The following is a 23818-nucleotide window of genomic DNA, read 5'->3' on the forward strand; positions in this document are numbered from 1 at the left end:
TGTAATGGAGCGCTGCGATGACAACTGGCCCGGCTTCTTCCGCGCCGCCCACTCCGATGAGAGCTGGGGGACGCGCAACCGAGGATGGCATGGCCTTCCAGGCGGCGGTCGCGACCTGGTTTGCTGTCCATATCCTCGTGCGGATGCCCGTCGGCGGCCGGTTCGGCATCAACAACGAAGCGGTTCCCGTCGCTATCCGCCTTGAGACGGGTGAGGGACTCGACGATATTGACGTGTCGCAGTCGGACGGCGGAACGCTTCAAGTCCAATGCAAGACGACTGCAAATCTTGCTACAGCCCCGGATTCGCCATTAGCGAAAACGATCCGGCAACTGGTGCGCTGGGTTGCCGACGCAACGATGGTAGGTGCGCCCCTAGATCGCAATCGCAACGTTGCCTTGCTCGCGGTGAGTGCAGGTGCTCCGCGAACGCTCGACAACCTCGAGTCTGGTTGTCGAGCGTTCGATCTTGGCGGGACCTGGTCGGTGACACGCGCTCAACGTAACCAGGCGGAGCGCAACGCGCTTAATGCACTGGAGACGATAGCCATCCCGGCCTGGACCGACCATCGCCGCGCCGCACCCACCGAGCACGATCTGGCCACACTGGCGCGCGTCTTCCATGTCGCACGCTTCACGATGGACGAAGGTGACAGCGACTGGCGCGAAGCCTCCAGGTTGCTTGGTCGCGGCCTGTTTGGCCGTGAAGCGGCTGGGGATGCCCCACTTCGTGACCTCAAGGCGATCATGCGCAGCCTAATCAGCAGTGGTGCGCCTGCAGATCGTGCCGGGCTGCTGCAGGCGCTGCGCAGTCGAGGACATCAGGATGTCAGCTCGCCAGATTTCGACGCGGATATTGCAAGACTGGGCGCCGCGACCCGTAGCGAGCTCGCGCGTCTCGCGGTCCACGGCCACCTGCCGCTCGGGCATGGCGTTCCAATCGCGCGCGAAAGCGATGCGCCGTTGGTTGATGCTATTCGAGAGGGCTCACTCCTTGTCGTCGGCGAGCCTGGCGCGGGAAAAACCGGCGCGCTTGTCCACGCTGCCGCGACAATGGCAGCCGCTGGAGACACTGTCGTCTTCCTGTCGGTCGATCGTTTTCCCGGCGTTGCAATTGCAGCCAATCTCGTTTCGGAACTCGGGCTCACCCATTCGGTGGTCGAGACTCTGGCGGCCATGCCTGGCGCCGGACGCAAGATCCTGATCATCGACGCGCTTGATGCGGCGCGAGGAGGGACTTCAGAGGCTGTGTTCGCTACGCTGATTGAGGACGCGCGCGAACGTCTTGCCAACGACTGGATTGTCGTCGCGTCGATCCGCACATTTGATCTGAAAAATGGGCGCAGATTCCGCGATGTGTTTGCGGGAACGCCGGCGGATCACAACTTTGCCGATGCTGGCCTTCAAACGGTACGTCACTTTCTCGTTCCACGCTTGACCGAAACTGATCTTGCGGTGGTAGGAGCGTCGTCGTCGGAATTGGGCGCACTGCTTGCATCGGCGCCACCTCGCCTCGCCGAACTGCTTCGCAATGTCTTTAACCTGTCGCTCGCGGCACAGTTGCTGGACCAGGGGGCCGACCCGGCAGCGTTCAGCGCTATTCGAACGCAGTCTGGACTGATAGACGTCTATGAGGACGCCCGCCTCAACACGACACTCCTGCAGCAGGCTGCGGCAGCCACAGCAGCGGTGATGGCGCAGCGGCGCCGCCTGTCCGTGCGCAAGGTCACGATTGGACACTCAGCTCTTGACGCTGTGATCCAGACGGGTGTTCTCGCAGAATCTGGCGATCTGGTGAGCTTCGCGCATCATGTCTTGTTCGATCATGTGACAGGCCGTTTCCGTCTGGATTGGGACCATCCCAATGCGTTAGTGGCCCAACTCTCAGGTGACACCTCGACTGCCCTGCTACTCGCACCGGCACTGCGCTTCGCCATCGAGCGACGCTGGCGCTTTGACGATGAAAACCGAACGCTCAGCTGGCAACTGATCACCGGCATTTTCTCCGAGAGCACAGTTGACCCGGTCCTCGGCAACGTCGCGCTTCGGATCGCAGTCGAAAACATTGAACAAGACCGAGATATCTCGGGACTCACGGAGCGCATTACAGCCTCACCGGCCGACCCCGCGCTAGTGGCACTGACTGGACGGCTTGCACGCTTCGCGGCGATGGAGATCGAGAGCACGCGCCCTGTTTCTACACCGCGGGCTATCGCCTGGGCCCGACTCGCCGACGCACTCCTGGCGACAGGTGAAAATAGATTGGTCGATCCAGCGCGCGTGCTGCTGATCACCTTGTTTCAACATGGTGACCTCTCGGACGCCGCTTTACTTGAAGTCTACGGTCGAGCGGCGCGCGCGCTGCTTGAATTTGCCTGGTCGACTTCCCCGTCGCTGACCGCCATTAGCACCAACGCGATTCGCTTCGTTGGCAAGAGCTTCGCTTCTGATCCTGCCACTTCGCGTACCCTACTCGATCGCATCCTCCGCGAGCCCCACTTCTCGCAGTACGCAGATTGCGAGGCTTCATGGCTCGCTGAGCAGATCCTGCCGATTACGCGCGTCGATCCCGACTTCACGGTCCAGATCTATGCCGCCCTTTACAGCCAGACGATTGATGATGACTCGACCTCCTGGATCGGTGGCTACCGGAGCCGGATCATGCCACTCTCGTCCAACCGGAAGCAGGATTACGAGCACTGTCGCTGGCACCTTGGCATAGCGATGGGTGATGTTCTGGCAATCTCGCCCGCGCATGGCACACGCGCGCTTATCGAGGCGCTCATAGGCAAGGCTGCGAGCAGCAGATATGGCCGTAATCACGAACCCACCCTGGTCAGTCTCGGGTCCGTGACTATCGAAATGCGCGGTCACGACACTGAACTGAATGCCTGGTACGAGGAGGAGGACAACGGGCGAAACCACGATGACGACCTGCTATATCAATACGTCCGATTCTTACGCGGCGGTGATATCGCCGCCTTCAGAAGCAGCGTGACGTCGGCGTCGCGCGACTATGCGACCGCCTCGGTCTGGTCACGGATTCTTGGAGTCGGCGCTGAGCGCGTCGGGGAATGCGACGATCTCCTTTGGCCACTGGTCGAACAACCCGATTTCTTCGAGAACGGTTCTACGATACACGCAGCGGCTCGCTTCGTTGCTGCCGCGTGGCCCTCGCGGACGCATGAGGCTCGCGTCCGGTTCGAAACCATGATTCTCGATGAGACACGCCTTGTCGATGAACATGACCGACGCCGGTGGCGTTACAGCCTTAGCCGCATTCTCGCGCTTGTTCCAGAAAACACCCTCGAACTCGAAGGGACGCGAGTGCTGCGCCGCGCGCTCGACGCAGAGAGACTTCTGGTACCGAATGAGCCAGACCATCTCTATACCCGCGATTTGGGCGATCACGGCATTTTCGTGCGCTCCGAATTGCGACGCAACGGTATCGATATAGATAGCGGCCCTAACGGCGAAGTGTTGGACGCATCAGACGCCCTCAATGCTCACGTCAGCCATACCCCTTCGGACAGTCCCACAACTGACCTCGCCACGCTGTGGAGTGCCACCGTGGCATTCCTTGCACTAGTTGACTCGAATCCAGGCCTGCATGATCAGGTGCAACGCTCAAGTATCGGCCATGTCGCCAATGCGGTCGAGCGAATCGCGTCGAGCCCGAACTATGCCCCCGGCGAAGAGGGCTTGCCAGATCTTCCAACCATGTTTGCGCTCCTCGAACGGCTGTCATCTAGCCGCTTCCCCGTATCGCGCGAGGTCGACGCATGAGCATCCACTGGGGGAATTGGGACGTGCGTGTCTATGCAGCGGAAGCCTTGGTGTCCCTTGCGTCGCGCTTTGCAGTAGAGCACCCGACGATCGCCGACCGGCTGCAGACTTGCCTTGCTGATCCTGCACCAGCCGTGCGTCTTCAAGTGGCGCAGAACCTTCAGGTTCTCTTCCTGGCAGCGCCCGAGCGAATGTGGGCGATGGCCGAACAGATTGTCACCTCCGAAACGGACGCTGAGATAATCTCTACGTTTTTGAGTAACGCATTGCGGCGCCTTAGCCGCTCTGAACCAGAGCGCTGCGAGGCATTGCTCGGCATGGTGAAAGACCGGCTCGACGGTGACCTTGGCGGCGACTATCCAGGGCGCAACGACATCCTGGAGTCGCTCGGGGGCTGGACGGCGCAGCTTTACGCCGGGCAGGGACGGACGCTCACGCGCACCTGGCTTGAGGAATGGTCCGTCGATCCGGCACGGTACCGCGACCTGCTGGATGCCTTCACGTCGTCGCTACGCGGCGCATTTTTCGACCGCTATGCGCCTGCGGCTCATGCAAATGCGTGCGCGATGTGCGACCGTGCGCAGGAAGGCCTCTCACTTATCCTGGCCTCTGCCACGACGACCGCCGCCGAAGCCTATAGGACGCTGACGTCCGGTGCCCCTGAGGACGACAAGCGGGAAGCAGAGCAGCATTATCGCGCAGCAGAGATGGTCATTAACCATGCCATGAATCAGCTCTACTTTGGCTCCGGCGCACACGCAAATAATCAAGATACCGCAGTGGGACTGCCCGATGCCGCCGCAAAGTCGAGATTCCTCAGTGAATACCCTGCGATTCTTGCGCTGCTCGGACGATCGCGCGAACCTTCGACGCTTCACCACTTGATTGAGCTTTACGAGTTTCTCATCCCAGGCAACCCGGTGACCGTGTTCGAGGCGATCCACGCCATACTGCTCGGGCGCGGCGAAGAGGAAGGCTACCACTACGAAAGCCTTGGCAGTACCGCAGTCGTCCGCATCGTGCAGCGCTACATCGCCGACTACCGCGCGATTTTCGAGGACGAAGGTCGAAGGGGACGTCTGATCGCAATTCTTCAACTCTTCTCCGAAGTCGGTTGGCCCGATGCCCTGAAGCTTCTTTACCAGCTCCCCGATCTATTTCGCTAAGCTGAACTCGAAAAAGATTATCGACAATGGCAGAACGAGCAAAATCCCAGAAGATCGGCGCGCGTGGGCATAAGTGGCTACTGGCTCATGTTGAGGAGCATCCGCACTGGTTAGCACGCGAACTTGGCGAAGATTTCGGGGTAGACGCGGAACTTGAGTTGACAGAACCCGAGGTTCGCGGGGATATTTTGAAGGTTCAAATCAAGTCTTCTGCCAACGTTGAGCGGCGCGATGGCGCGGTAAAATTCAATATTGATCGGAAGTACCTCGATTACGCCAACGCCTGTCGCTATCCGCTCCTGATGATTCGTGTCGATGTGACATCAAAGAGCGCATGGTATCTCTGGCTACAGGACTGGCTCCTTATGCAAAAAGCGACAGGTGTCAGTCCTCTTTCATGCCAGCAGGACTCCTGGATTGCATGGGTGCCTGAGACGCAGACTGTTGACTCTGGGCTCAATGACGACCTGAAGCGAATCGCGCGGTGGGAAGGTGCGTCTCAGTTGGCGCTGAGTCTTACAGATGCAATGCACGCCGCTGCAGCCACAATGAATACGTCCATGGTGAACTTGTTGGCAGATGCTCTGGCTTCCTGCGCGGGCGGACTTGGACCAGCCGGCCTCAACTCAGTGATCGACGAGGCGATCCGGCTCGGTGACCGAATGCGTGGCACGCTAGAAGGGTACGATATTTCAAATCAGCTTTTCACAATGGTGCGTCGATGCGGTGATCGCATCAACGCTCAGACCATCGATCGGTTGGTGCTTAGAGGTGACAGCTATTCGCGATCTGGGCTAAATTCGCTAGCCGTTTTGTACGATGAGCATTTCTCCCATATCTCGTCGATGAATCTGCCCTTACGGTACTTTCGTAACGAGCCTCGCGTCGCATATTACTGCGCCTTCCGGGAGGCTAATCCGAAGCATCGCTCAACGGAGATGTTTGTAGATCCGTCGCCGTTTGAATATGCCGGATTAAAATATCGACAACCCGACCGGTTCTGGGACCAATACGCCAACCGTGGCCCTTCAGCGTTACTGGATGCTCTCGAGTACGTAGACCCTAACCAGTCAGCTACCGAAATCTGAGGGCGCCCAGGCGCTCGACGCAAGTGCCATTGATGCGCCCAAAACCCGGCAGCATTTTCGCACTCGCATATTTGAGCGAGGCGTGGCCGACAAGCAGCGCTCCCTTGGAGAGGCGGACGTAGCATCTGTTACTGAAAGTCGCGACTAGGTGCGGATCGCGCGCACGAACCGGAGCCAAGGCGTGGGCGGCGTCGACCATGGACTTTCGGGAACCGGATCTTCTTCGCCTCGCAAAGCGGAAACATCAACGAAAAGCGCAATGTTCCATGTTCGCGGGTCGACGACGCTGTTATATGCAACGCCGTCCAGCTGGCCATCCTCAAACTCGAAGTCTCGCAGGAACTCCGACACCACCTGGGACGGCAGGTATTCGACGTGCACCCGATCGTCTCTGGCAACCGGACTCGTGATGGCTTTCGTAAAGCTGTTCAAAAAACTCAATCCAAGCGTTTCCTGACGCGTCGCATCAGAGAATATTCCCGGTATCGCCGGCAGATTGCGCAGGTCGAGAATATGCATTGCCCTGAGTGTGCGCCAGCAGCCAACCCGTGACGACGTAGACCTCGTTTCCTTCGTTGCACCGGCAGCGGAAGACGCGACGTACATCATAGGGATGCCCGCCGGATTCATGCGGTTGCTTTGGTTGGCGAATTCTTTCGGCGGGGGGCCGAAGTCATGCCAGTTGACCCTTTTACCTCGCTTGATGTCGGGCCGCGCGCGCCAAAGCAAAGTGCCCGCAGGCAACTCCCGAATCAGCCCGAGCTGTTCGCTCATCTGGGCGATGGCACGCAGCAAAAAACCGCACGAATATGAATCCCTGTCCTCGTCGTTGCCGCCAAGGCGGTGAAAGAAGAACCGGCGTTGATGTTTGACTATTTCGCAGAACCTTTCCCAGCTTGTTTTCAGCGCGATGTCGTCGTCGAGCGTTAGCCAGTCGTAGTCACACCAGACCTCATCTGTTAGCGTATGAACGATAGCGTCGTACAAGCGGCCATTTTCATCGCGCGGGAGCTCAAGGCCGATTTCGTCAAAAACGATTTCTGCCGTATCCCACGTTTGGCCTTGGTAGCCACCTTCTGCCGATTCGTACGGCAACTGTTCGGCGGCTAGGCCCCAGAATTTCTCAATGCCGCCTTCAATGAATTCGCAGATTTCGCCGAGTGACATCGTGGGCGAGTCATACCCACCACAGGCATCGCAACCTCTCGGGCCGTTATCGCTGCGGATCCAGCTTCTCAAATCGGAATCTGCAAAGCATGAAGAGCAGACTTGCCAAGTCGAACTCACAGATCGTCCAATCCAGGATTTTGAAAGACAAGCAAGGGGGCAAGAGTCACGCGCCGCTCGTGCGAATACGCTGGATTTTAAACCATTGCAGTGCCGCCGGATGCGCTCGTGACCTGCGCGCCGCAATCGGGTTCGCGGCCTTAAGAAAGCGCCGGTTTGCCGCGCGACGCGGTAGCGGCTACCGCTCCGAGAACGCGACGAGCCCGAACAGGTTTCGATTGAAACAGCCACGTGCCGGCGATACTCAAGCCAACAGGTCTACCGCAACGATCGCACGATTTTGCCCGAATTTCAGCGCGCATAAGTCGATGAAAATGCGTATCCTTATCGCTCATTTTTCCGAGCATTCAACCCGCACCCGACAGTAACGGTTCGCGATAAGCGGTTGATCGCCATCCTACCGTCAACAACTCAACGCGCAGCAATCAACCATGCCTACATACGCCGACCTAAAAGTGGCCCCGCCTCGATCGTGGGATGAATTCGAAGCCATCACGTGCTCTTCAGCGAAGAATCGCTGGAACAACCCGAATTTCACTCGCCATGGACGGCAAGGCCAAATGCAGGACGGCGTTGACGTCTATGGCAACGACAATGATGGGAAGCTGGTCGGGCTACAGTGCAAGAACAGCGTATCCGGCGTCACCGAAGAGGTGATCGCTGAAGAAGTCAAGAAAGCGGAGGCATTTACGCCCGCTTTGACGCACCTGTACATTGCCACCACTGCAGATACCGACCGCAAGGTTCAAGGCGCCGTCCGGGACCTTAGTGCCGCACGGGAAGCGGCTGGGAAATTTGGCGTCAGCATACTGTTCTGGACGGACATTTGGCAGGACCTGACGAAAGACGAGGCGAGACTGTTCCAGCACTATCCGCAACTCCGCCCCAGAGAGGCCGAGCAGAAACCGACTCACGACGAGCGCCTGTTCCAGGAGTTTCAATCGGTGTTTCCCTTCGAACCAGCCGTTCGCCTGCTCCGCGAGCAGGATTTCGGCGCTTCGTTCCCCAAGGCGGCCATAAAGCCGCTCATGGACTTCGTCGAGACCTGGAATCAACCGGAGAAGGAGTTTCTGGACCCAGAATTGCAGGATGCACTGAAGAGCTTCTACAAGGCGGCCGAAAATATGGCCATGCATGTGGCGGGAAAAACGGTGCCAATCGGCAGCATGGAGTACCTGTCAGTATTTTCGGATGCACAGAGGGCGGCCGGCCCTCGCCCCAGTTCGGTGATCGAAGACGCCCGCATCCTGAATGAAGAGGCCTCTCAGTTCGTTCCTGTCTACGAACAGTTTTTGCGCCTATGCCGACGCAAATTGGCCAGTTGAACCGTCGGACGGCAAACCTGAGCTGCTTCGCGGCATTGTGGCAGCGTACGCAGCCCATGCGCTCAGTTTGAGTGAATAGTGGCGAGCCGGCCAAGCAGATGAGTGGCACCGTCCGACGCCGTTCGGATGCTGCGGCCGCCGCGCGCCCTTCCAGTTTGGGCAGTTCCGTCAATTGACACTAGACCTTACGGCCTCCGCCCCCTGCCGCGATGCCAGCCGTTATTGCTGCAGGAAACCAATCAGTCCGAGACGCGCTGTGGGACGAAGACCGGGACGTCGCATTGCCAAGGACCAACGCCTTCGACGTCTAACGCTGGATTTGCCCCCGTACTTCCGGACACCGCCTCACACTAAGGTTGATGAATCGGTTCTGCGTCGGAACTCGCGTGGCGAGCGATATTGCAACGCGCTGTGAGGATGCTTCTCGTTGTAGTGCTCGAATGCAATGGCGAGATTGCGTGCAGCCGTTGCCGCGTCGGGCTTCGGCATAAAGGCGACGTAGTCACGCTTCATCGTCTTCACGAAGCTTTCCGCCATGCCGTTACTTTGCGGGCTGCACACCGGCGTCGTCAACGGTTTCAATCCGATGGATGTCGCGAAGCTGCGGGTCTTGTCCGCTGCGTAGCCCGAGCCGTTATCCGTCAGCCATTCGATTTCGGCCGGCGCCTTCAGGGCATTTCCAAAGCGGTTCTCGACGGCTGCAAGCATGACATCACGCACCACGTCGCCGCTATGGCCGCCGGTCGTTGCCGCCCAGCTCATCGCTTCACGGTCGCAGCAATCCAGCGCAAATGTGACGCGCAGCGGCTCGCCGTTGTCGCAACGAAATTCGAAGCCGTCGGAGCACCAACGCTGGTTGCTCTTCGATACAGCAACCTTGCCGTCATGTCGCCGCTCAGGCCGTGGCGGAAGCGCCTGGCGCTGCAGCAACAGGCCGTGAACACGCATCACGCGATACACCCGCTTGGCATTGACTGAAGCGGCGCCCTGCGATTCCCTCTCGCTTCGCAACCGGCCCCATACGCGCCGGTAACCGTAGCTTGGCAAGTCGGCAATGCACAATCGAATTTCCTCGACCAGGCTCGCATCATCGGTCTTGCGGGCCGTGCGTGCGTCCCGCCAATCAGCAGGCCGCGTGCGCTTTGCCGTAACATTCGAACGCGCTACACCGAGAACGTCACAGACCTGCTTCACTGCTCGTCCCCCGGCAATGATGGCGAGCGCGCAATCCATTTTTTTGCGCGGCCATACTCCACGGCTTCGCGCAGGATTTCCACCTCCATCGTTTTCTTGCCCAGCAGGCGTTGAAGCTCCCTTACCTGCTTGAGCGCGTCGCTCAGCTCCGAGGCCGGCACGACTTCCTCGCCAGCGCTGACCGCAGATAAGCTGCCGTCCTGGTACAGCTTGCGCCAATGAAACAATTGATTCGGATTCACGCCGTGCTGGCGTGCCACCATCGAGACCGTCTTGCCCGGCTCGAAACTCTCCCGCACCATCGCCAGCTTCTCATCCGCTGACCACCGCCGCCGACGCTCCGGCCCAGACAGAACTTCCATCACTTCTTGCTTGTTGTTAGTCAAAAACACAGTCGTATGCCTACCCGCTATTGTAAGTGGGAGACTGTGTCCGGACTTTCAGGGGGCCGCTCCAAACGCAGCCCTGAACCGACGCCAATCGGCGGACTCCGACGCTTCCAGCTGCTCGACATTCCGAACTCGCCTTACGCTTTGCATGGGGGTGTACTCCCTGCCCATTGTCTTGTCCTGGTAGGGGATACACGCCAAACGGATAACCTCGAGCATGATGAGTCGCGGAAGCCACGGCGTTCCTTCGAGCTGCTCGAAAAACGCCGCGATGCGCGAGCCGAAGGTGGGATCATACGGGCTCTCTCCGCGCATCGTCGACAGGCAGGTGGAGATCTTTTGCGGCAGGGCCTCAAGCCCGGAGACGACGGCGATGTCGCCATTCACCGCGAACCAGTCGCGAGCCTCGTCAAGCGCAATATCTGCGGGCAAACAGTGAGCATTCGTGCGCGGGAAAGCTCGATTCACGCGGCAAGTCACGATGCACCCTTCAGCCGATTTTTCCCAGGCTGGGGCCTTCACAAGTTGCCGGCCGTCACCCAACGCATTAACCAGAACGTACCGATCGTAGGGGTCTAGCCGTTCGAACCGCTCGATAAATGAGACCAGCCCGTGCAGGTCACCGATTAGAAAATGGTCGATTCGTACGCGCCATTCCTGCGACGTCGTGCCCGTCAGTTCGCCAGAGAACACAAGGTCTGGACCAAGTGCCACAAAGCCACCCTGCCCGTTTTGCGTCAGGCGCCCGCTGACCTCCCGAGATACACGCTGCTCGTGGTCTGCCTTCATTCTGGCCAGCAAATCAGGTGGATAGGCTGCCCGATCGCGGTCAATGAGGACGCTATGATTCACGCACATCCAGATGCCATTTGTGATGTGCGAACGCTCTTCCGGCGTCATCGATTCGAGGTAGCGTGCTCCGCCCGGCGATGCACCATGAATATGGGCTGCCACGCCGATGCTGACGACGGCTGCCGGCGAGTCCTCTCCCGGGCCCGACGTCGCTATGCCGCAGTAGGAGCAGCGGTAATTGGCTCTTTGCGCGAGGGCTCTCTTCGTTTTCTCGGAGAAATTGTCTCTGTTTGTTCCGCCCATAGCCTACTTCGTTGGTTGGTCTTGTTTTCGCCTACACGCGCCCAGTTGCTAATCGGCGGCAAGCATGATACCGCGGGTTCTCCGCAAGCAGAGCGCACTGACGAATCGTTCGCGTGTGTATCGGGCGCGACCCGTCAAGGGTGAGTCACTGCCATTCTCGCATCTGAGTCTCCCGTTCCGTGAAATGCTCGTCGTTAGGGCCGCGGAGCGATGGCGCAAGGTGCAGCAGGACGACGACTAACCGGACGGTGCCGGCGCACCGCTGTCCGGCACCTGCGACGACCGCGCGATGGCTCGGCATGATCGAAAGCAAACTGAAATGGAATTGAATTTTCATTCGGTTGCCCAGAAGTCCTCGGAACACAACATATTTGTAGTGTACAATTCGCTCATGTCTCCTGTTACCCTGATTTCTAATGAACGGCAAGCCCGCGAAACGGCAGCCCTAATCGAACAGATTGGCGAAGCGTTGTCTTCGGAGCAAACCCTCAAGTCGATTGTTGAAGGATTGCCGAGGGAGGTGATTGATGGAGTCCGGCGCTCGCTTTCGACTGAACGGCAGGAGTTAGCCGAAATATTGGCGGCCTACCAGAACGCGAAAGAAGGCGATTTTGAACTGCTGAAACGCAAGGCTGAAAACGATCTCGGCGAGGTCTTAATAGTTGCGCGTATCGCCAAGGACTGGTCGCAGAAAGACCTTGCCCGAAAACTCGGTTTACGGGAGCAGGCAATTCAGCGGTACGAATCTGAGCGTTATCGGTCTATCAGCCTCGCCGGCTACATACGAGTCGCGCGAGCCCTCGACGTGGATTTGGCTGCAGATATCCGGCCAGTCAATGAGAACCGCTGGGCGCCTTCGTTCGAAGTTTCGCCAGCAGAAGCGCAAAAGGTGCTCAAACACGCACGTGCGCACGGGTGGCTTCAAGGCGACAACGGATCTGACGAGAATGGCATCAGCCAGTTGGTCAAGCATGTCGCGGAGCATGTCGAGATGCATGGCACCCCCTCCTTGCTTCGCACCGGTCTCAACGTCAAGCATCACTCCGAGGATTGGACGTTACTATCCTGGAAAGCCCAAGTAACGCGCAAAGCGAAGGCTGTTATTGATCGCGACAAACTCAAATACCGGCCGCTCGACGTGTCATGGCTCAAAGACCTGGTTCGACTGAGCAAGTTAGACGACGGACCGGCGCAGGCGGGTGACCTCCTCAGGCAGCACGGTATCGTTTTGATCGCGGAACGCAACATCCCGGGGATGAACGTAGATGGAGCTGCCTTCCTGGTCGACCATATCCCGGTCATCGGCCTGACGCTTCTACGCGATGCACTGGATAATTTCTGGTTCACGTTGATGCACGAAGTCGGCCACGTGATTTTGCATTACAGGACAGGCTTGGCAGCGGGGTTTTTCGATGACGTCGAAAGTGTGGAAGTTGACGAGTTTGAAGAGGAAGCGAATCGCTTTGCGTCAAACATGCTCATTCCCGAAGAACTATGGTCGCGCTCCCCGGCGCGCATTGCTAAAACAGCTGATCCTATCGAGCGTTTTGCTGATCAGTTAGGAATCTCTCCCGCAATTGTTTTTGGGCGTATTCGCATGGAGCGAAAAAACTACGCCCTGTTTTCGGACAAAATTGGTCGCAACAAGGTACGCAGGCAACTACTTTCGCAGCCCTAGGAGGTTGTTAGTGAAGGGAAATAAGATCTTGTATTGCCCGGCATTGCGCATGAAAGCGGGCGAACTGAGCGGCGTCCGGGAACTGGCGCCTGATGTTGCTGCACATGTCCTCCCTCGCTTTATCGTGCCGCCGCCTAGCGAAAGAGACGACGATCAGCCCGAGCTTTTTTTGCTCGACGACACACCTGACGTCGGCGGACTATTGTCCCGGCATTGGCTTAATCGCCCTGCGATTATTGATTCGACCTACCTCATCGCCGAACGCGGAAGAGACAACCTCGCGTCGTGGCTACCGCAGATGTTCCGCCGTGCAAGAAGCCTGCACGTGAAAGCCATTCCAATGGCGAGGCTTGCAGATCTGGGCGATCTTGAGATGGACGCGTTCAAGGAGTCCATCGCGGAAGAAGACGATTTGAAATTCTCCTTCTGCGTCAGTTCCGGCGAGATGGTGGGGCCAGAATTTGGTTTAACGCTTTCTCGCGCTGTCGAGCAATTGGGTTTGCAAGCCGTTGATTGTGCAGTCATTGCCGACTTCTCCGATTCCGATTTTTCTGCACCGGATCTGGTAGCGCCTATTATCGGCGGGGCGCTGGAACTGCTCCAAGACCTCGGGCAATGGCGGCACATCATCTTCCAGGGGACGAACTATCCTGAGAAGAACCCCGCTGAGCATGGCGCTAGTGAACTTTGGCCTCGCAATGAGTGGGCCGCTTGGCGGCAGGCCGTAAGCTTCGACCCTGCAACGGCAGAACACGTGATTTTCGGCGACTATGCGGCCGATTGCGCGAAAATGGTCTTCGGGGGTAGCGGCGGAAAAGCGATTCGCCACTACCGTTACACCACCGAGTCCGCATGGTTGATTGCGCGGGGCGGTAAGGCCGGCTCGGATAAAACGGTCATGGAAGAAATCTGCGCGCGAATCGTTGCAAGCGGGCATTTCGCAGGGGCGCAGTTCTCGACGGCCGATGCATATATCGCCCTCACCGCTCAAGGACAGGACGGGCCTGGCAACTCGACCATCTGGCGGCAGGTCAACACGACACATCACTTAACGCGTGTTGTCGTCGATGTTGCGAATGTGCGAGGCATCTCCATCGAAGAGCTTTCCGTGCAGGATTCTGGCTCGCAGTTGGTTTTGCTTGAGTAACCCGTTTTTTCGCTGGTGCTCCTAGCTGCGGACGCGCGGGCGTAGCGACATGCTGCGCCGTGGCAGTCCGAATATGTGCTCCTGCCGAACTTCGTCTTCATACGCAGCGCGTCGAAGAATGGCCTCAACTGATGAACATCTGAGGATGCGATAGGACGGAGACAGGCGGGAGCGGGCAGCAAGGCTCATTCGGAAGGACCCGGCACCCGTAAGACCGTCACTGCAGGTGACTATCTGATGCCCTTGCCCGCAGACTTTATGGCCGGAAGGCGAGCAAACGACCGCTCCACCGTCCATAACGACCTGCAAGCACTCAAGCAAGCCCCCATGTCTTCAACTCCTGATGACCAGGCACGGTCAGCGCGAGTCGACCGGCCACATTTAGCGATATGAAGCCAAACTGTTGCAGGGAACGTTCGAGTGCCGCCTTCTCTTGTGCGGTGATCGAGTTGTTCCCTTTTGCCCATTCCGCGAGGGCCGCTATGATATCCGGAATGCCTGTAACCTGAACGCGCTCTGGCGCCGGCCGCGGCAGGTCGTTCCGCTGCATATCCGACACGCCGATTTGCATCGTCGACGGGCTCCAGACGCCGGAGTTATTAGCCCGCGTCCCCGGCACCGTGTTGAACCAGATGGTCCCATCCGGATGCAACGCTAGCCGCTCCAGCAAGTGCTTCTGAAGCTGACCACCAGATCTCATGCTTGAGACAGCTACTCTCGACGGCGATTCGATAAGAACGACAGCTCGATCCTGATGTTTGGCTTCGATCTGTGCAATTTGAGCGCGCAGCGTCTCGATTATTTGTTTCCCTGCTTCCAGCATACCGCCCCCGTGGTTAGATAGTTCGTGCCCGCGGCCGATCTTCAAACGTCTTGAATCTACGCTGAGGCCAAACAGGTCGATTTCGCCGATGATCATCAACGGGGACAAGTCGAACGCAGATTGCCTTTCCGCCGGACCGCAGTTTGCCATTATGCTGTCTTCCCTGAAATCCTTCACGCACCGCTCTATGAGCGCGACCCACAATGGCGAAATACGACTCTCTCGAAACTTACCTGCGCGACCTGCCCAACAAGTCTGTCCGACTTACCTTCGACGAGATTAACCGGATCCTTCCATCACCCTTGCCTCGCTCGGCCTACGACCACCCGCCTTTCTGGAGCAACACGACCGTTGGAAGCACGCACGTCTGGGCGGACGCCTGGCAGCGCGCTGGATGGCGTGTAACGGGCCACAGCCTTGAGAACCGGCATGTTGACTTTCGTCGCTTTCAAGATGCCGCATCGGAGGCCTGGGAGGGCGGCGTGGAAAGGAAAGTTGAAACTGACGACAGACAATCGGAGGAAGACGCGCAGGCAGCCAGCATCGGCGACAGTGGGCAGGACGGGGAGGAACTACAACTTGTCGCAATCAGGAGGCGGCGCGGGCAGCCAGATTTTCGGGACAGGCTCTTGCGCGCATACAACGGCACCTGCGCCGTCAGCGGTTCAACGGTGGTATCGCTGCTTGAGGCGGCGCACATTGTCCCTCATTCGGTCGAGACAAACTACGCCACCAGCAACGGAATACTGTTGCGCTCGGACATCCACACGCTCTTCGACCTGCATCTGATGGCGGTGGATACAAATTGTCGCGTGGCCGTCTCGCGGTCTTTGGAGTGGACGGAATATGCACAATATCGCGGGCGCCGCCTCGCCGTGCTTCCCGCTGACGACAAAGAGCAGCCGTCATCTGATTCGCTGAAGCTGCACCATGATCTTTTTGTGGCGCACGAGGAAGCGCTGGAAGGCTGACGATACGTGCGATGGCGACGACGCCGCCGAAACGGCGAGCTAAATTTTTCGCCTATCCCGTCGTGGCTGGAGGCTGTCGCGCCTCCAGTTTGACGCGCTCGCCCAAACGTTCGGTAACGCTAAAGCAGAGACGGCGACGTCGACTTCAAGTGGATAGTGACGTAGCAACGCCTTCGCCAACGTCCGCACCGGATCAGCAGAATAGGCACCGGGCCCTTGCGCGAGCGTGAAGAGCAGTTCGCGCGCCCCGAATACCCCCCGAGTGCGCTCATCAGGCATTGTCATAGCCAACCGCCGAGCAGAACTCGCTCGTTACGTCCTTAAAATCGGCGACCTCATTGACGAGGCACCATTGGTCCCAGACGAACTGCACGTCGTCATCGTGCTCACTGCTGCCGACATGGTCTTCCAGCAACAGCAGGCAGACCGCATCGGGAAACTCGGCCTTCTTTTCCTTACGTTCTGCGAACGGTGGCGATTCTGAAAAGTACAGCTGGAAGACGCGCTCCGCGAGATCTTCACCCTGGATCGCGAGGATACTGCCCCTCGTGCGCTTGACGTAGTTCTCCACACGCGTTCGGAAACTGGAGGCCGCGAACTCCTCAACGGAAAGACCCTTGAACATCGTCTCAGGGGAGACCCTCCCTGCTCAAAATTGTAGCCAGCTTTTTGAATCAGGTTCGTGTCAATCGAGAAGAACGAAACTTCTCCGTTCCAGAGCTGGGCGGCACTCGGTAGTCCTTTCGGCATCTTTAACCTATGTTGTTCGGCGACGAATTGCGCAGCCTGACTGCGACTTTGAACCATCAAGATGCAGCTGGAAGATACATTACACCATGGTTAAATTGATCGCTTGCCCGACTGCCACGAAATACGCTGCTAAGCCGTCAACCGGTCCGCCCATTCATAACCTTCAAGTTCGCCCATCGACTTGATTACCTGAATCACGTCTCTGCGGACGCAGTAATCTGACAGAACTTGCAGTATGTTCGGCCTGGGCGATCTTAAACTTGCGATCAGATTCTGCAGGTCTTCCTGCGACGCGGCGTCTAATGCAATGGCGAAATGCTCAATGATTGCCCGCTCAACGACGGACACGCGGATGTCTTCCCGTTGGAAAGGCAGCGGCGCAAGTCCATAATCGGACGGCATACGCCTGTCAAATAAATATGAAGGGTGGTAAGAGAGACGGAATGTCTCCACCGCCCATGAGGGCAAGGAAGAATAGCCGGCACCCCAAATGTCGACTCTCTCTCGAAAGTAGATGTTATGGAGCACGCCCCGCCAGGAAAGCGCTGCTCGCCCGCCAACATGAAGTCCGGCTATCGAGTGCGACAGGTACGCGAGAGTGCCATGCAGCGAAGGGGAATCGCCACGCAACAGATACGTATCAGGCGAAAGGACGCGTAGCCAACCATCGTTGACCAACCTGAGAACGATTGAGGCGCCAAAGCCAAGCGAGGTGAAGTACCTCTGCCCCAGCGGCTCGGAACGGGGAGCATGGTCCATCAGATACTGGATTACATGCGCAAAATCGACGAGGGTCAACTCCACTTCCGATGCGGCAGGCATACTGCCAGGCGACGGAGGCTGCAACGCCACGATTAAACCGAAGTCAGTGCAGGTTTCATGGTGGCGTCGGTGTCCAGGCGCTCCCACAGTAGCGTGCGTATCCGAAGCCGGTTCGGATCTGATCGCAGAGGATCACACGAACGCAAAATCCCGCTCTCGTCTCCATATGCCATAAATTCGAACTTTGACCTGCCCTTTTCACGGCACGACCAAAGGCTGAAGACCGGGATCATTCTGTCCCAGTCGATTGCAAATACGCGTGGCGGCGCCAATACAAAACTCTCAAGCAGCGGAAGCAGCGCGTCTGCCTGCGCGACAACGAACGAATAAGCGTCCGGCTCATCACGTTCAACGTGGGCCGATCGGACCACAAACGTCGTTGAGAGATGTGAGACCCCGGCGATCTGCCAGTAATCAGACGCCTCGCCGACGATCCTGTACGGAGCGCGCCACTGTGGCTTGGTAAAAAACATTGAAGCAGCCGAACCCGATTGAAGTGCCCGCGACCTGCGGCATCAATGCGCCTTGTCGCGGATTCGTCATGTTACATATTGCACATTATCAATTGTAGCGTAATAGTGTGCAGCCGACGACATTTAGGTTTTCTGTCATGCAGCAATAAATGTCGATCCGTCACGGTCTTGCGCGGGCATTAAGGGCAGCACGCAAAATGCGTCGTGTGTCCCAGGAATCCCTGACGGTCTCAAGCCGGACCTATCTGAGCGCGCTGGAACGTGGCCTGCAAGCGCCGACCCTTGAGAAACTCGACGAGATTGCCGGTGGCATCGGCGTCCACCCGTTGACGCTGCTGATTTATGCCTACACCGTCGACCAGACCCCGAACGAAAAGCTTGAAATGAAAGAGCGGGTGCTTGCGGAAATGGATGAACTCGAGCGCTACGACGCTGCCAGCTTCTGATACTGTTGACCAACTCCGGCCGGCATCGAATCTCCGTGCACGGATCGAAGCCTAGTAGGCCAGTTCGAGCGCGGTGCGAACTGGCCGACCGTCGCCCGGCCGATTCAACTGGCAGAGTTATACGGAATCTCGATTGCCACGTTGCTTCGACGCGGCTCCGATCGTGCGATCGACGTGAGCCTCAAGATAGCTGAACAGTCGCAGCGACTCAGCAACGACGATCGGGCATGGGTCGGCAATCCGCTCAGGGACCTGTGCAACCGCCTGCCGGCGTCGGACGAGAAGCGAACGAGCCCGTCGCGACACGCGACAAGCGCGAGATAGTAGGACAGTGCCCGCTCGCGCACCGACGCCACGTTCATCGTCAACAACATCGCTTTGGTAAGGGGCGGACGGGCATGGGACGCCCTCGCCCGGTTTAGCTTTGAACTCACCTGATTAGCTATCGCATTACTTCGAAACGAGCCGCCAACTCACTCGCATCGACAATGGCCATTGCGCGCGATGCCTAGAGACCGCTTTCAAACCTAGGCGGACCATGCGATGCGCCAGTGCGAAGACTCTGTGTCGCGTCAATCGTCTTGTGTCGTCAGACTGGATGCGCCAAGCCGTTTGCTCGGAGGCTGCGACCGGAAGTGGCCGAACTGCTTTCGATCCTACCCGATGATGGCGATCGTAGCGGGTGGAGACGGGCATTTTGGCTGTATTCGCCGCACGCGCTTCTCGACGGCACCTTGCCAGCAGAAGTCTTTGCAAAAGATCCGGCATGGGTACTCGATGTGGCACGACAGGAATTTTACGGCGATCCCCTTGCGAGCTGGTGACGATGGAACGCGTTTGCATATCAAACAGACGTGCGCACAAATTGCCATCTGTCATACCAGGGTTCATCGCAACAATCCAGCAAAGCCTCACCCCCGCTAACAAGTGCAGCCTTTTATTTCGCAAACCTAATTTATATTCTCTCGGGCCCGGCGGATCGCCCGCGTCAATATCGGGTGTGCGATCCTCATACCACTCGGAGATTTATTCAATCAAAACAGTCGTCTACGGGTGATTTTCACAATGCGGCATAAGAAGTTCAGGCCTTTTTGTGCGAAATAAATAGTTCGGCAGAAGTGCAGGCTTTCATGCATGCCCAGACCTATCGCCCCATCCGCAGTAGTGTTTTCACCAATATCGTTAAGTTCCGATATATGATTCGTTCTGTAGCGATGCATGTCGCGCACGCCATGCGGCGTGCCGGTTGCCGAATCACCTGAAAACCATCCACATGACGCCCGATTTCGACGCGATCCACAAAGCGCTGGCCAACCCGGTCCGCCGGGAGATTCTCGGCTGGCTGCGCGAGCCGCACGCGCATTTTGCCGATCAGGAGTTGCCGCTCGACCACGGCGTGTGCGCGGGCAAGATCGACTCGCGCTGTGGTCTGTCGCAGTCCACCGTGTCGGCGCACCTGGCCGCGTTGCAGCGCGCGGGGCTCGTCACGTCGAAACGGGTTGGTCAATGGGTGTTTTTCAAACGCAACGAGCCCGTCATTCAGGCGTTCCTCGAATACATGAACACGAAGCTCTGAGCGCCGCATTCGCATCGCCGCGCTTCCTTTTTCACGCAGTTTTTTTGAGGCTCGGGCCTTGCCCGCCGCCAAAGGTGAACTCTTATGCCGACTCTTTTCGATCCGCTGCAAATTGGCGATATCACGCTGCCGAACCGCATCATCATGGCGCCGCTCACGCGTCAGCGCGCCGAGGAAATCCGCGTGCCGAACGCGTTGATGGCGCGCTACTACGCCGAGCGCGCGAGCGCCGGTCTGATCCTCAGCGAAGCGACATCGGTCACGCCGCAAGGCGTCGGCTACGCCGAAACGCCGGGCATCTGGTCGCAGGAGCAGGTCGAAGGCTGGAAGCTCGTCACGCAGGCCGTGCACGAGGCGGGCGGCAAGATCTTCCTGCAGCTCTGGCACGTCGGCCGTATTTCGGATCCGCTGTTCCTGAACGGCGAGTTGCCGGTCGCGCCGAGCGCGATCGCGGCGGGTGGTCACGTGAGCCTCGTGCGTCCTGAGCGTCCGTTCGTGACGCCGCGCGCGCTCGAGCTCGATGAAATCGCCGGTGTCGTCGAAGCGTTCCGCGAGGGCGCGGAAAACGCCAAGGCCGCGGGCTTCGATGGCGTCGAAGTGCACGGCGCGAACGGCTATCTGCTCGACCAGTTCCTGCAGGACAGCACCAACAAGCGTACCGATGCCTACGGCGGCCCGATCGAAAACCGCGCGCGTCTGCTGCTCGAAGTCACCGACGCGTGCATCAGCGTGTGGGGCGCAAACCGCGTCGGCGTGCATCTCGCGCCGCGCCGCGACGCGCACACGATGGGCGATTCCGATCCGGCCGCAACGTTCGGCTATGTCGCGCGCGCACTCGGCAAGCGCAAGATCGCGTTTATCGCGGCACGTGAAGCGCTCGGCGACGACCGCCTCGGCCCGCAGTTGAAGGAAGCGTTCGGCGGCCCGTATATCGCGAACGAGAAGTTCACCAGGGAAAGCGCGCAGCAGGTGCTCGACTCCGGTGAAGCGGATGCGGTGGCCTGGGGTCAGTTGTACATCGCGAATCCGGATCTGGTGCGCCGCTTCGCTGAAGATGCGCCGCTGAACAAGCCGGTCCCGGCGACGTACTATGCGCGCGGCGAAGTCGGCTACACCGATTATCCGGCGCTCGAAACGGTGTAATCGGTAGCCACAGCGGGCTCATGTCCGCTGTATGAAATGACAAAGCGGCGGGCGTGACTGAATTCCAGTCACGCCCGCCGCTTTTGGTGCGCTAGACAAGCTCGCGCCGCATAAACACCCGTTTCGATTCATCGAGTCCGCGCGCGATATGCGCGTCGCGCCGCGCGAGCAACGCCGCGTCGAGCTCCGACGTGTCGAGATCGCGAAACCCGAGCCGTCGGTAATACGGCGCATTCCACGGCACGTCGCGATACGTCGACAGCACCAGCTGTGTCATTTGTCGCGCGCGCGCGATTCGCGCGACCTCTTCGATCAATGCCGCGCCGATGCGCCTGCCCGCGTGCGAGCGCAGCACATCGAGTTCCTGAACGTAGATGCGCGTCGGCTGCGGCTCGAACATCACGAAGCCCGCGCAGATCGTCTGCTGGTCGAGCGCGACGATGATCTCGCGCGCCTCGATCTTGCGCTCGACGACCTCGCGCGCCATAGGCGGCGCGTCGGCAATCCCGGTCATGCCGACGCTGACGAAACGCAGGCCCGCTTCGAATTCGATGCCACGAATCGTTTCGGCATCGTGCAAAGCGGCAAATCGGAAGGTGATGGCGGAATCGTGCGACATGGCGTTGCGTCCGATGAAGACCGCCCGAGTTTGACATCGGCACCGCTACATCGACAAGCGGCATATGGCATAAACTCGCGCAAGCGCCCTGCACGCACGCTCGCGGGACTACACTCATCACATCCGAACGCCACCCGAGGCCACGCCAAGATGAACCTGATGAATGTGCTGCAGATCGCGCTGCACCTCGACCAGCACCTGAGCGCGCTGATCGTGCAGTTCGGCACGGCAATCTACGCACTGCTGTTTGTCGTCGTGTTCGTCGAATACGGTTTTCTGCCGCTGTTCTTTCTGCCCGGCGATCCGCTGATCTTCATCTGCGGCGCGCTCGCGGCCACCGGCGCGTTGAACGTGTGGATCATCGCGCCCGTGCTGTTCGTCGCGACGGTGGCCGGCAGCAGCGTCGGGTACGCGATCGGCCATGCGGTCAGCGACAAGGTCTATATCCGCAACTACTACTGGCTCAATCGCGATGCGCTGCGCCGCGCCCACGTGTTCAGCGAGACGCGCGGCCGCCTGACCTTCCTGCTGTCGCCGTTCATCGCCGTGGTGCGCACGTTCGCGCCGTTCGCCGCGGGCGTGTCGCGCATGACGTTCTCACGCTTCGTCGCGTTCGTCACCGCGGGCGCGGCGCTGTGGGTGGTCTCGCTGGTCGCTGGCGGCTATCTGTTCGGCAACGTGCCGGTGGTGCGCGAGCATCTGAGTTCGCTGGTGTTGCTGGGCCTCGCGCTCGGCGGTGCGATGCTCGTCGGCGGAGCGGTATGGCGCTTTTTCAACCGGCGCATGCGGGCGCGCTGAGGCCATCGTGGCGACGTTTCGGCGTACGGCCTCCCGCCACCTCAAAACTTGACCCGGGCGAGATACGAAGGTAACCTTATCAGGAAACCTTCACATCATGTCATCGCACGAGTTCACCGCATGACCCAATCCCCTCCCGCAGTTACTCCGGAAGAACTTCATACGCTCGCCGAAGATCTGCGCGTGCTGGCGGGCAAGCTGCGCCGGCGTCTGCGCGAAGAGTCGCATGTCGGCGACTTCACGCCGTCGCAGGTGCAGGTGCTGAACTTGCTGGAACGCGAAGGCCCGGCCACCGTCACCTCGCTCGCGCGTGCGCACGGCATGCGGCCGCAGTCGATGGGAGAAACGCTCGCGGTACTGAAAGCCGCGGGGCTCGTCAGCGGCACGCCCGATCCTAACGATGGACGGCAGACGGTTCTGTCGCTGACACCCTCCTTTCGCAAGAAGGTCAAGGCAAGCCGCGCGGCACGCGAAGACTGGCTGTACCGCACGATTCAAACGCGTTTCACGGCAGCCGAACAGCAACAACTCGCGACGGGCGTCGATCTGCTGAAACGCCTCGTCGATTTGTAACTCGCGATTCGCGCACACGCGTCTCGCCACTCGCAGGAGCACTTCATGGCACTCACGACTCTCGACGCCCAAACCGCACTGGTCGTCGTCGACCTGCAGCGCGGCATCGTCGCGCTGCCCACCGCCCCCCATCCGGCCAGCGAAATCGTCGAACGCTCGGTTACGCTGCTCGATGCGTTCCGCCGCCACGGCCTGCCCGTCGTGCTCGTGAACGTCACCGCCGGCGCACCGGGCCGCACCGACCAGGGTCGCCGCTCCGCCGACTTCCCGCCCGGCTTCGCCGACCTTCTGCCCGAACTGAAGCAGCAGCCGTCGGACCATCTGGTCACGAAGCGCACTTGGGGCGCCTTCACGAACACGGACCTGGCCGCGTATCTGCAACAGCAAGGCGTCACGCAAGTGGTGCTCGTCGGTGTCGCGACCAGCATCGGCGTCGAATCGACCGCGCGCTTCGCGAGCGAGGCGGGCCTGAACGTCACGCTCGTCGTCGACGCGATGACCGATCTGAACGCCGACGCGCACACCAACAGCATCACGCGCATCTTCCCGCGCCTCGGCGAAACCGGCACGACGCGGGAAGTGCTCGATCTGCTCGAACGTTCGCGCGCTGAAAGCCTGAATTGAAGCGGGCCGCTACCCGCATGCGGCCCACCCCGCGTTGAGGAAACCC

Annotated in this window: 24 protein-coding genes; 15 read left to right on the plus strand and 9 right to left on the minus strand. The window is 59.2% G+C overall.

What is annotated here, in order from left to right:
- Window positions 1–89: 89 nt before the first annotated feature.
- From HDG34_RS29685 to HDG34_RS29690, 3 genes are read left to right on the plus strand one after another with little or no spacing between them, the layout of a single operon-like run.
- A complete protein-coding gene (locus HDG34_RS29685; RefSeq protein ID WP_221309300.1) occupies window positions 90–3785 on the plus strand; it encodes a hypothetical protein in 3696 nt (1231 codons plus the stop codon).
- Window positions 3782–4951 carry a hypothetical protein gene (locus HDG34_RS38720; RefSeq protein ID WP_221309301.1) on the plus strand — a complete coding sequence of 390 codons (1170 nt, stop codon included), beginning with the start codon at window positions 3782–3784 and terminating at the stop codon, window positions 4949–4951. The genes HDG34_RS29685 and HDG34_RS38720 overlap by 4 nt, the downstream gene beginning before the upstream one ends.
- A gap of 26 nt (window positions 4952–4977) precedes the next feature.
- The gene (locus HDG34_RS29690) at window positions 4978–6039 is read left to right on the plus strand and encodes a DUF4365 domain-containing protein (protein WP_184065118.1); all 1062 of its coding nucleotides are present in this window, start codon (window positions 4978–4980) and stop codon (window positions 6037–6039) included.
- Window positions 6040–6183: 144 nt separating this feature from the next.
- Here HDG34_RS29690 and HDG34_RS29695 read toward each other — a convergent pair whose 3' ends face one another.
- Complete coding sequence (locus tag HDG34_RS29695; RefSeq protein WP_184065121.1) at window positions 6184–7326, minus strand: HEPN-associated N-terminal domain-containing protein; 1143 nt, start codon at window positions 7324–7326, stop codon at window positions 6184–6186.
- Here HDG34_RS29695 and HDG34_RS29700 point away from each other — a divergent pair.
- Together HDG34_RS29700 and HDG34_RS29705 are read left to right on the plus strand one after the other, a co-directional pair.
- Entirely contained in the window at window positions 7296–7694 is a 399-nt protein-coding gene (locus HDG34_RS29700) for a hypothetical protein (RefSeq protein ID WP_184065448.1), read from the plus strand. The genes HDG34_RS29695 and HDG34_RS29700 overlap by 31 nt on opposite strands.
- A gap of 63 nt (window positions 7695–7757) precedes the next feature.
- Window positions 7758–8651 carry a hypothetical protein gene (locus HDG34_RS29705; protein WP_184065124.1) on the plus strand — a complete coding sequence of 298 codons (894 nt, stop codon included), beginning with the start codon at window positions 7758–7760 and terminating at the stop codon, window positions 8649–8651.
- Between the two features lie 345 nt (window positions 8652–8996).
- Here HDG34_RS29705 and HDG34_RS29710 read toward each other — a convergent pair.
- Both HDG34_RS29710 and HDG34_RS29715 read right to left on the minus strand, forming a co-directional pair.
- A protein-coding gene (locus HDG34_RS29710) for an IS3 family transposase (protein WP_184065436.1) occupies window positions 8997–10207 on the minus strand; the annotation gives its coding sequence in 2 pieces (ribosomal slippage) (window positions 8997–9892 and window positions 9892–10207; 1212 coding nt in all).
- 78 nt (window positions 10208–10285) lie between these two features.
- On the minus strand, window positions 10286–11329 hold the full coding sequence (locus tag HDG34_RS29715) for a hypothetical protein (RefSeq protein WP_184065127.1): 1044 nt from the start codon (window positions 11327–11329) through the stop codon (window positions 10286–10288).
- Window positions 11330–11648: 319 nt separating this feature from the next.
- Here HDG34_RS29715 and HDG34_RS29720 point away from each other — a divergent pair, with 319 nt between their 5' ends.
- Window positions 11649–13007, plus strand: coding sequence for an XRE family transcriptional regulator (locus tag HDG34_RS29720; protein ID WP_221309302.1), 1359 nt, complete (start codon window positions 11649–11651; stop codon window positions 13005–13007).
- Window positions 13008–13017: 10 nt separating this feature from the next.
- Entirely contained in the window at window positions 13018–14154 is a 1137-nt protein-coding gene (locus HDG34_RS29725; protein ID WP_311734882.1) for a beta family protein, read from the plus strand.
- A gap of 313 nt (window positions 14155–14467) precedes the next feature.
- Here HDG34_RS29725 and HDG34_RS29730 read toward each other — a convergent pair whose 3' ends face one another.
- Window positions 14468–15154, minus strand: a complete 687-nt coding sequence (locus HDG34_RS29730) for a hypothetical protein (protein WP_184065133.1) — start codon at window positions 15152–15154, stop codon at window positions 14468–14470.
- Between the two features lie 26 nt (window positions 15155–15180).
- On the opposite strand from HDG34_RS29730, the gene HDG34_RS29735 reads away from it, so the two are divergent.
- On the plus strand, window positions 15181–15948 hold the full coding sequence (locus HDG34_RS29735; protein WP_184065137.1) for an HNH endonuclease: 768 nt from the start codon (window positions 15181–15183) through the stop codon (window positions 15946–15948).
- Between the two features lie 39 nt (window positions 15949–15987).
- Here HDG34_RS29735 and HDG34_RS39930 read toward each other — a convergent pair whose 3' ends face one another.
- The 4 genes from HDG34_RS39930 to HDG34_RS29750 all read right to left on the minus strand — a co-directional run bounded on the left by HDG34_RS39930 (window position 15988) and on the right by HDG34_RS29750 (window position 17993).
- Window positions 15988–16233, minus strand: a complete 246-nt coding sequence (locus HDG34_RS39930) for a BPSL0761 family protein (RefSeq protein ID WP_311734883.1) — start codon at window positions 16231–16233, stop codon at window positions 15988–15990.
- A complete protein-coding gene (locus tag HDG34_RS29740) occupies window positions 16220–16519 on the minus strand; it encodes a PIN domain-containing protein (protein ID WP_221309303.1) in 300 nt (99 codons plus the stop codon). The genes HDG34_RS39930 and HDG34_RS29740 overlap by 14 nt, the downstream gene beginning before the upstream one ends.
- Window positions 16520–16827: 308 nt before the next feature.
- Window positions 16828–17496 (minus strand): type IV toxin-antitoxin system AbiEi family antitoxin domain-containing protein, encoded by a 669-nt coding sequence (locus tag HDG34_RS29745; protein WP_260321385.1) that lies wholly within the window; start codon window positions 17494–17496, stop codon window positions 16828–16830.
- Window positions 17497–17552: 56 nt separating this feature from the next.
- Complete coding sequence (locus HDG34_RS29750; protein WP_184065147.1) at window positions 17553–17993, minus strand: hypothetical protein; 441 nt, start codon at window positions 17991–17993, stop codon at window positions 17553–17555.
- A 149-nt stretch (window positions 17994–18142) separates the two neighbouring features.
- On the opposite strand from HDG34_RS29750, the gene HDG34_RS29755 reads away from it, so the two are divergent.
- From HDG34_RS29755 to HDG34_RS29765, 4 genes are all read left to right on the plus strand, one after another.
- Entirely contained in the window at window positions 18143–18439 is a 297-nt protein-coding gene (locus tag HDG34_RS29755) for a helix-turn-helix domain-containing protein (protein ID WP_184065150.1), read from the plus strand.
- 635 nt (window positions 18440–19074) lie between these two features.
- Entirely contained in the window at window positions 19075–19263 is a 189-nt protein-coding gene (locus HDG34_RS38725) for a hypothetical protein (protein WP_260321386.1), read from the plus strand.
- 449 nt (window positions 19264–19712) lie between these two features.
- Window positions 19713–20015, plus strand: coding sequence for a helix-turn-helix transcriptional regulator (locus HDG34_RS29760; protein WP_018424976.1), 303 nt, complete (start codon window positions 19713–19715; stop codon window positions 20013–20015).
- Between the two features lie 84 nt (window positions 20016–20099).
- A complete protein-coding gene (locus HDG34_RS29765; protein ID WP_184065153.1) occupies window positions 20100–21158 on the plus strand; it encodes an alkene reductase in 1059 nt (352 codons plus the stop codon).
- Window positions 21159–21249: 91 nt separating this feature from the next.
- On the opposite strand, the gene HDG34_RS29770 is transcribed toward HDG34_RS29765, so the two are convergent.
- Complete coding sequence (locus HDG34_RS29770; protein ID WP_184065156.1) at window positions 21250–21777, minus strand: GNAT family N-acetyltransferase; 528 nt, start codon at window positions 21775–21777, stop codon at window positions 21250–21252.
- 150 nt (window positions 21778–21927) lie between these two features.
- On the opposite strand from HDG34_RS29770, the gene HDG34_RS29775 reads away from it, so the two are divergent.
- The 3 genes from HDG34_RS29775 (at window position 21928) to HDG34_RS29785 (ending at window position 23772) form a co-directional block, all read left to right on the plus strand.
- Window positions 21928–22575, plus strand: coding sequence for a VTT domain-containing protein (locus HDG34_RS29775; protein WP_184065159.1), 648 nt, complete (start codon window positions 21928–21930; stop codon window positions 22573–22575).
- 120 nt (window positions 22576–22695) lie between these two features.
- Window positions 22696–23148, plus strand: a complete 453-nt coding sequence (locus HDG34_RS29780) for a MarR family winged helix-turn-helix transcriptional regulator (RefSeq protein WP_184065162.1) — start codon at window positions 22696–22698, stop codon at window positions 23146–23148.
- 45 nt (window positions 23149–23193) lie between these two features.
- Window positions 23194–23772, plus strand: coding sequence for an isochorismatase family protein (locus tag HDG34_RS29785; protein WP_184065165.1), 579 nt, complete (start codon window positions 23194–23196; stop codon window positions 23770–23772).
- Window positions 23773–23818: the final 46 nt, after the last annotated feature.

The sequence above is a fragment of the Paraburkholderia sp. HC6.4b genome (genome assembly GCF_014200875.1).
GTDB lineage: Bacteria > Pseudomonadota > Gammaproteobacteria > Burkholderiales > Burkholderiaceae > Paraburkholderia > Paraburkholderia tuberum.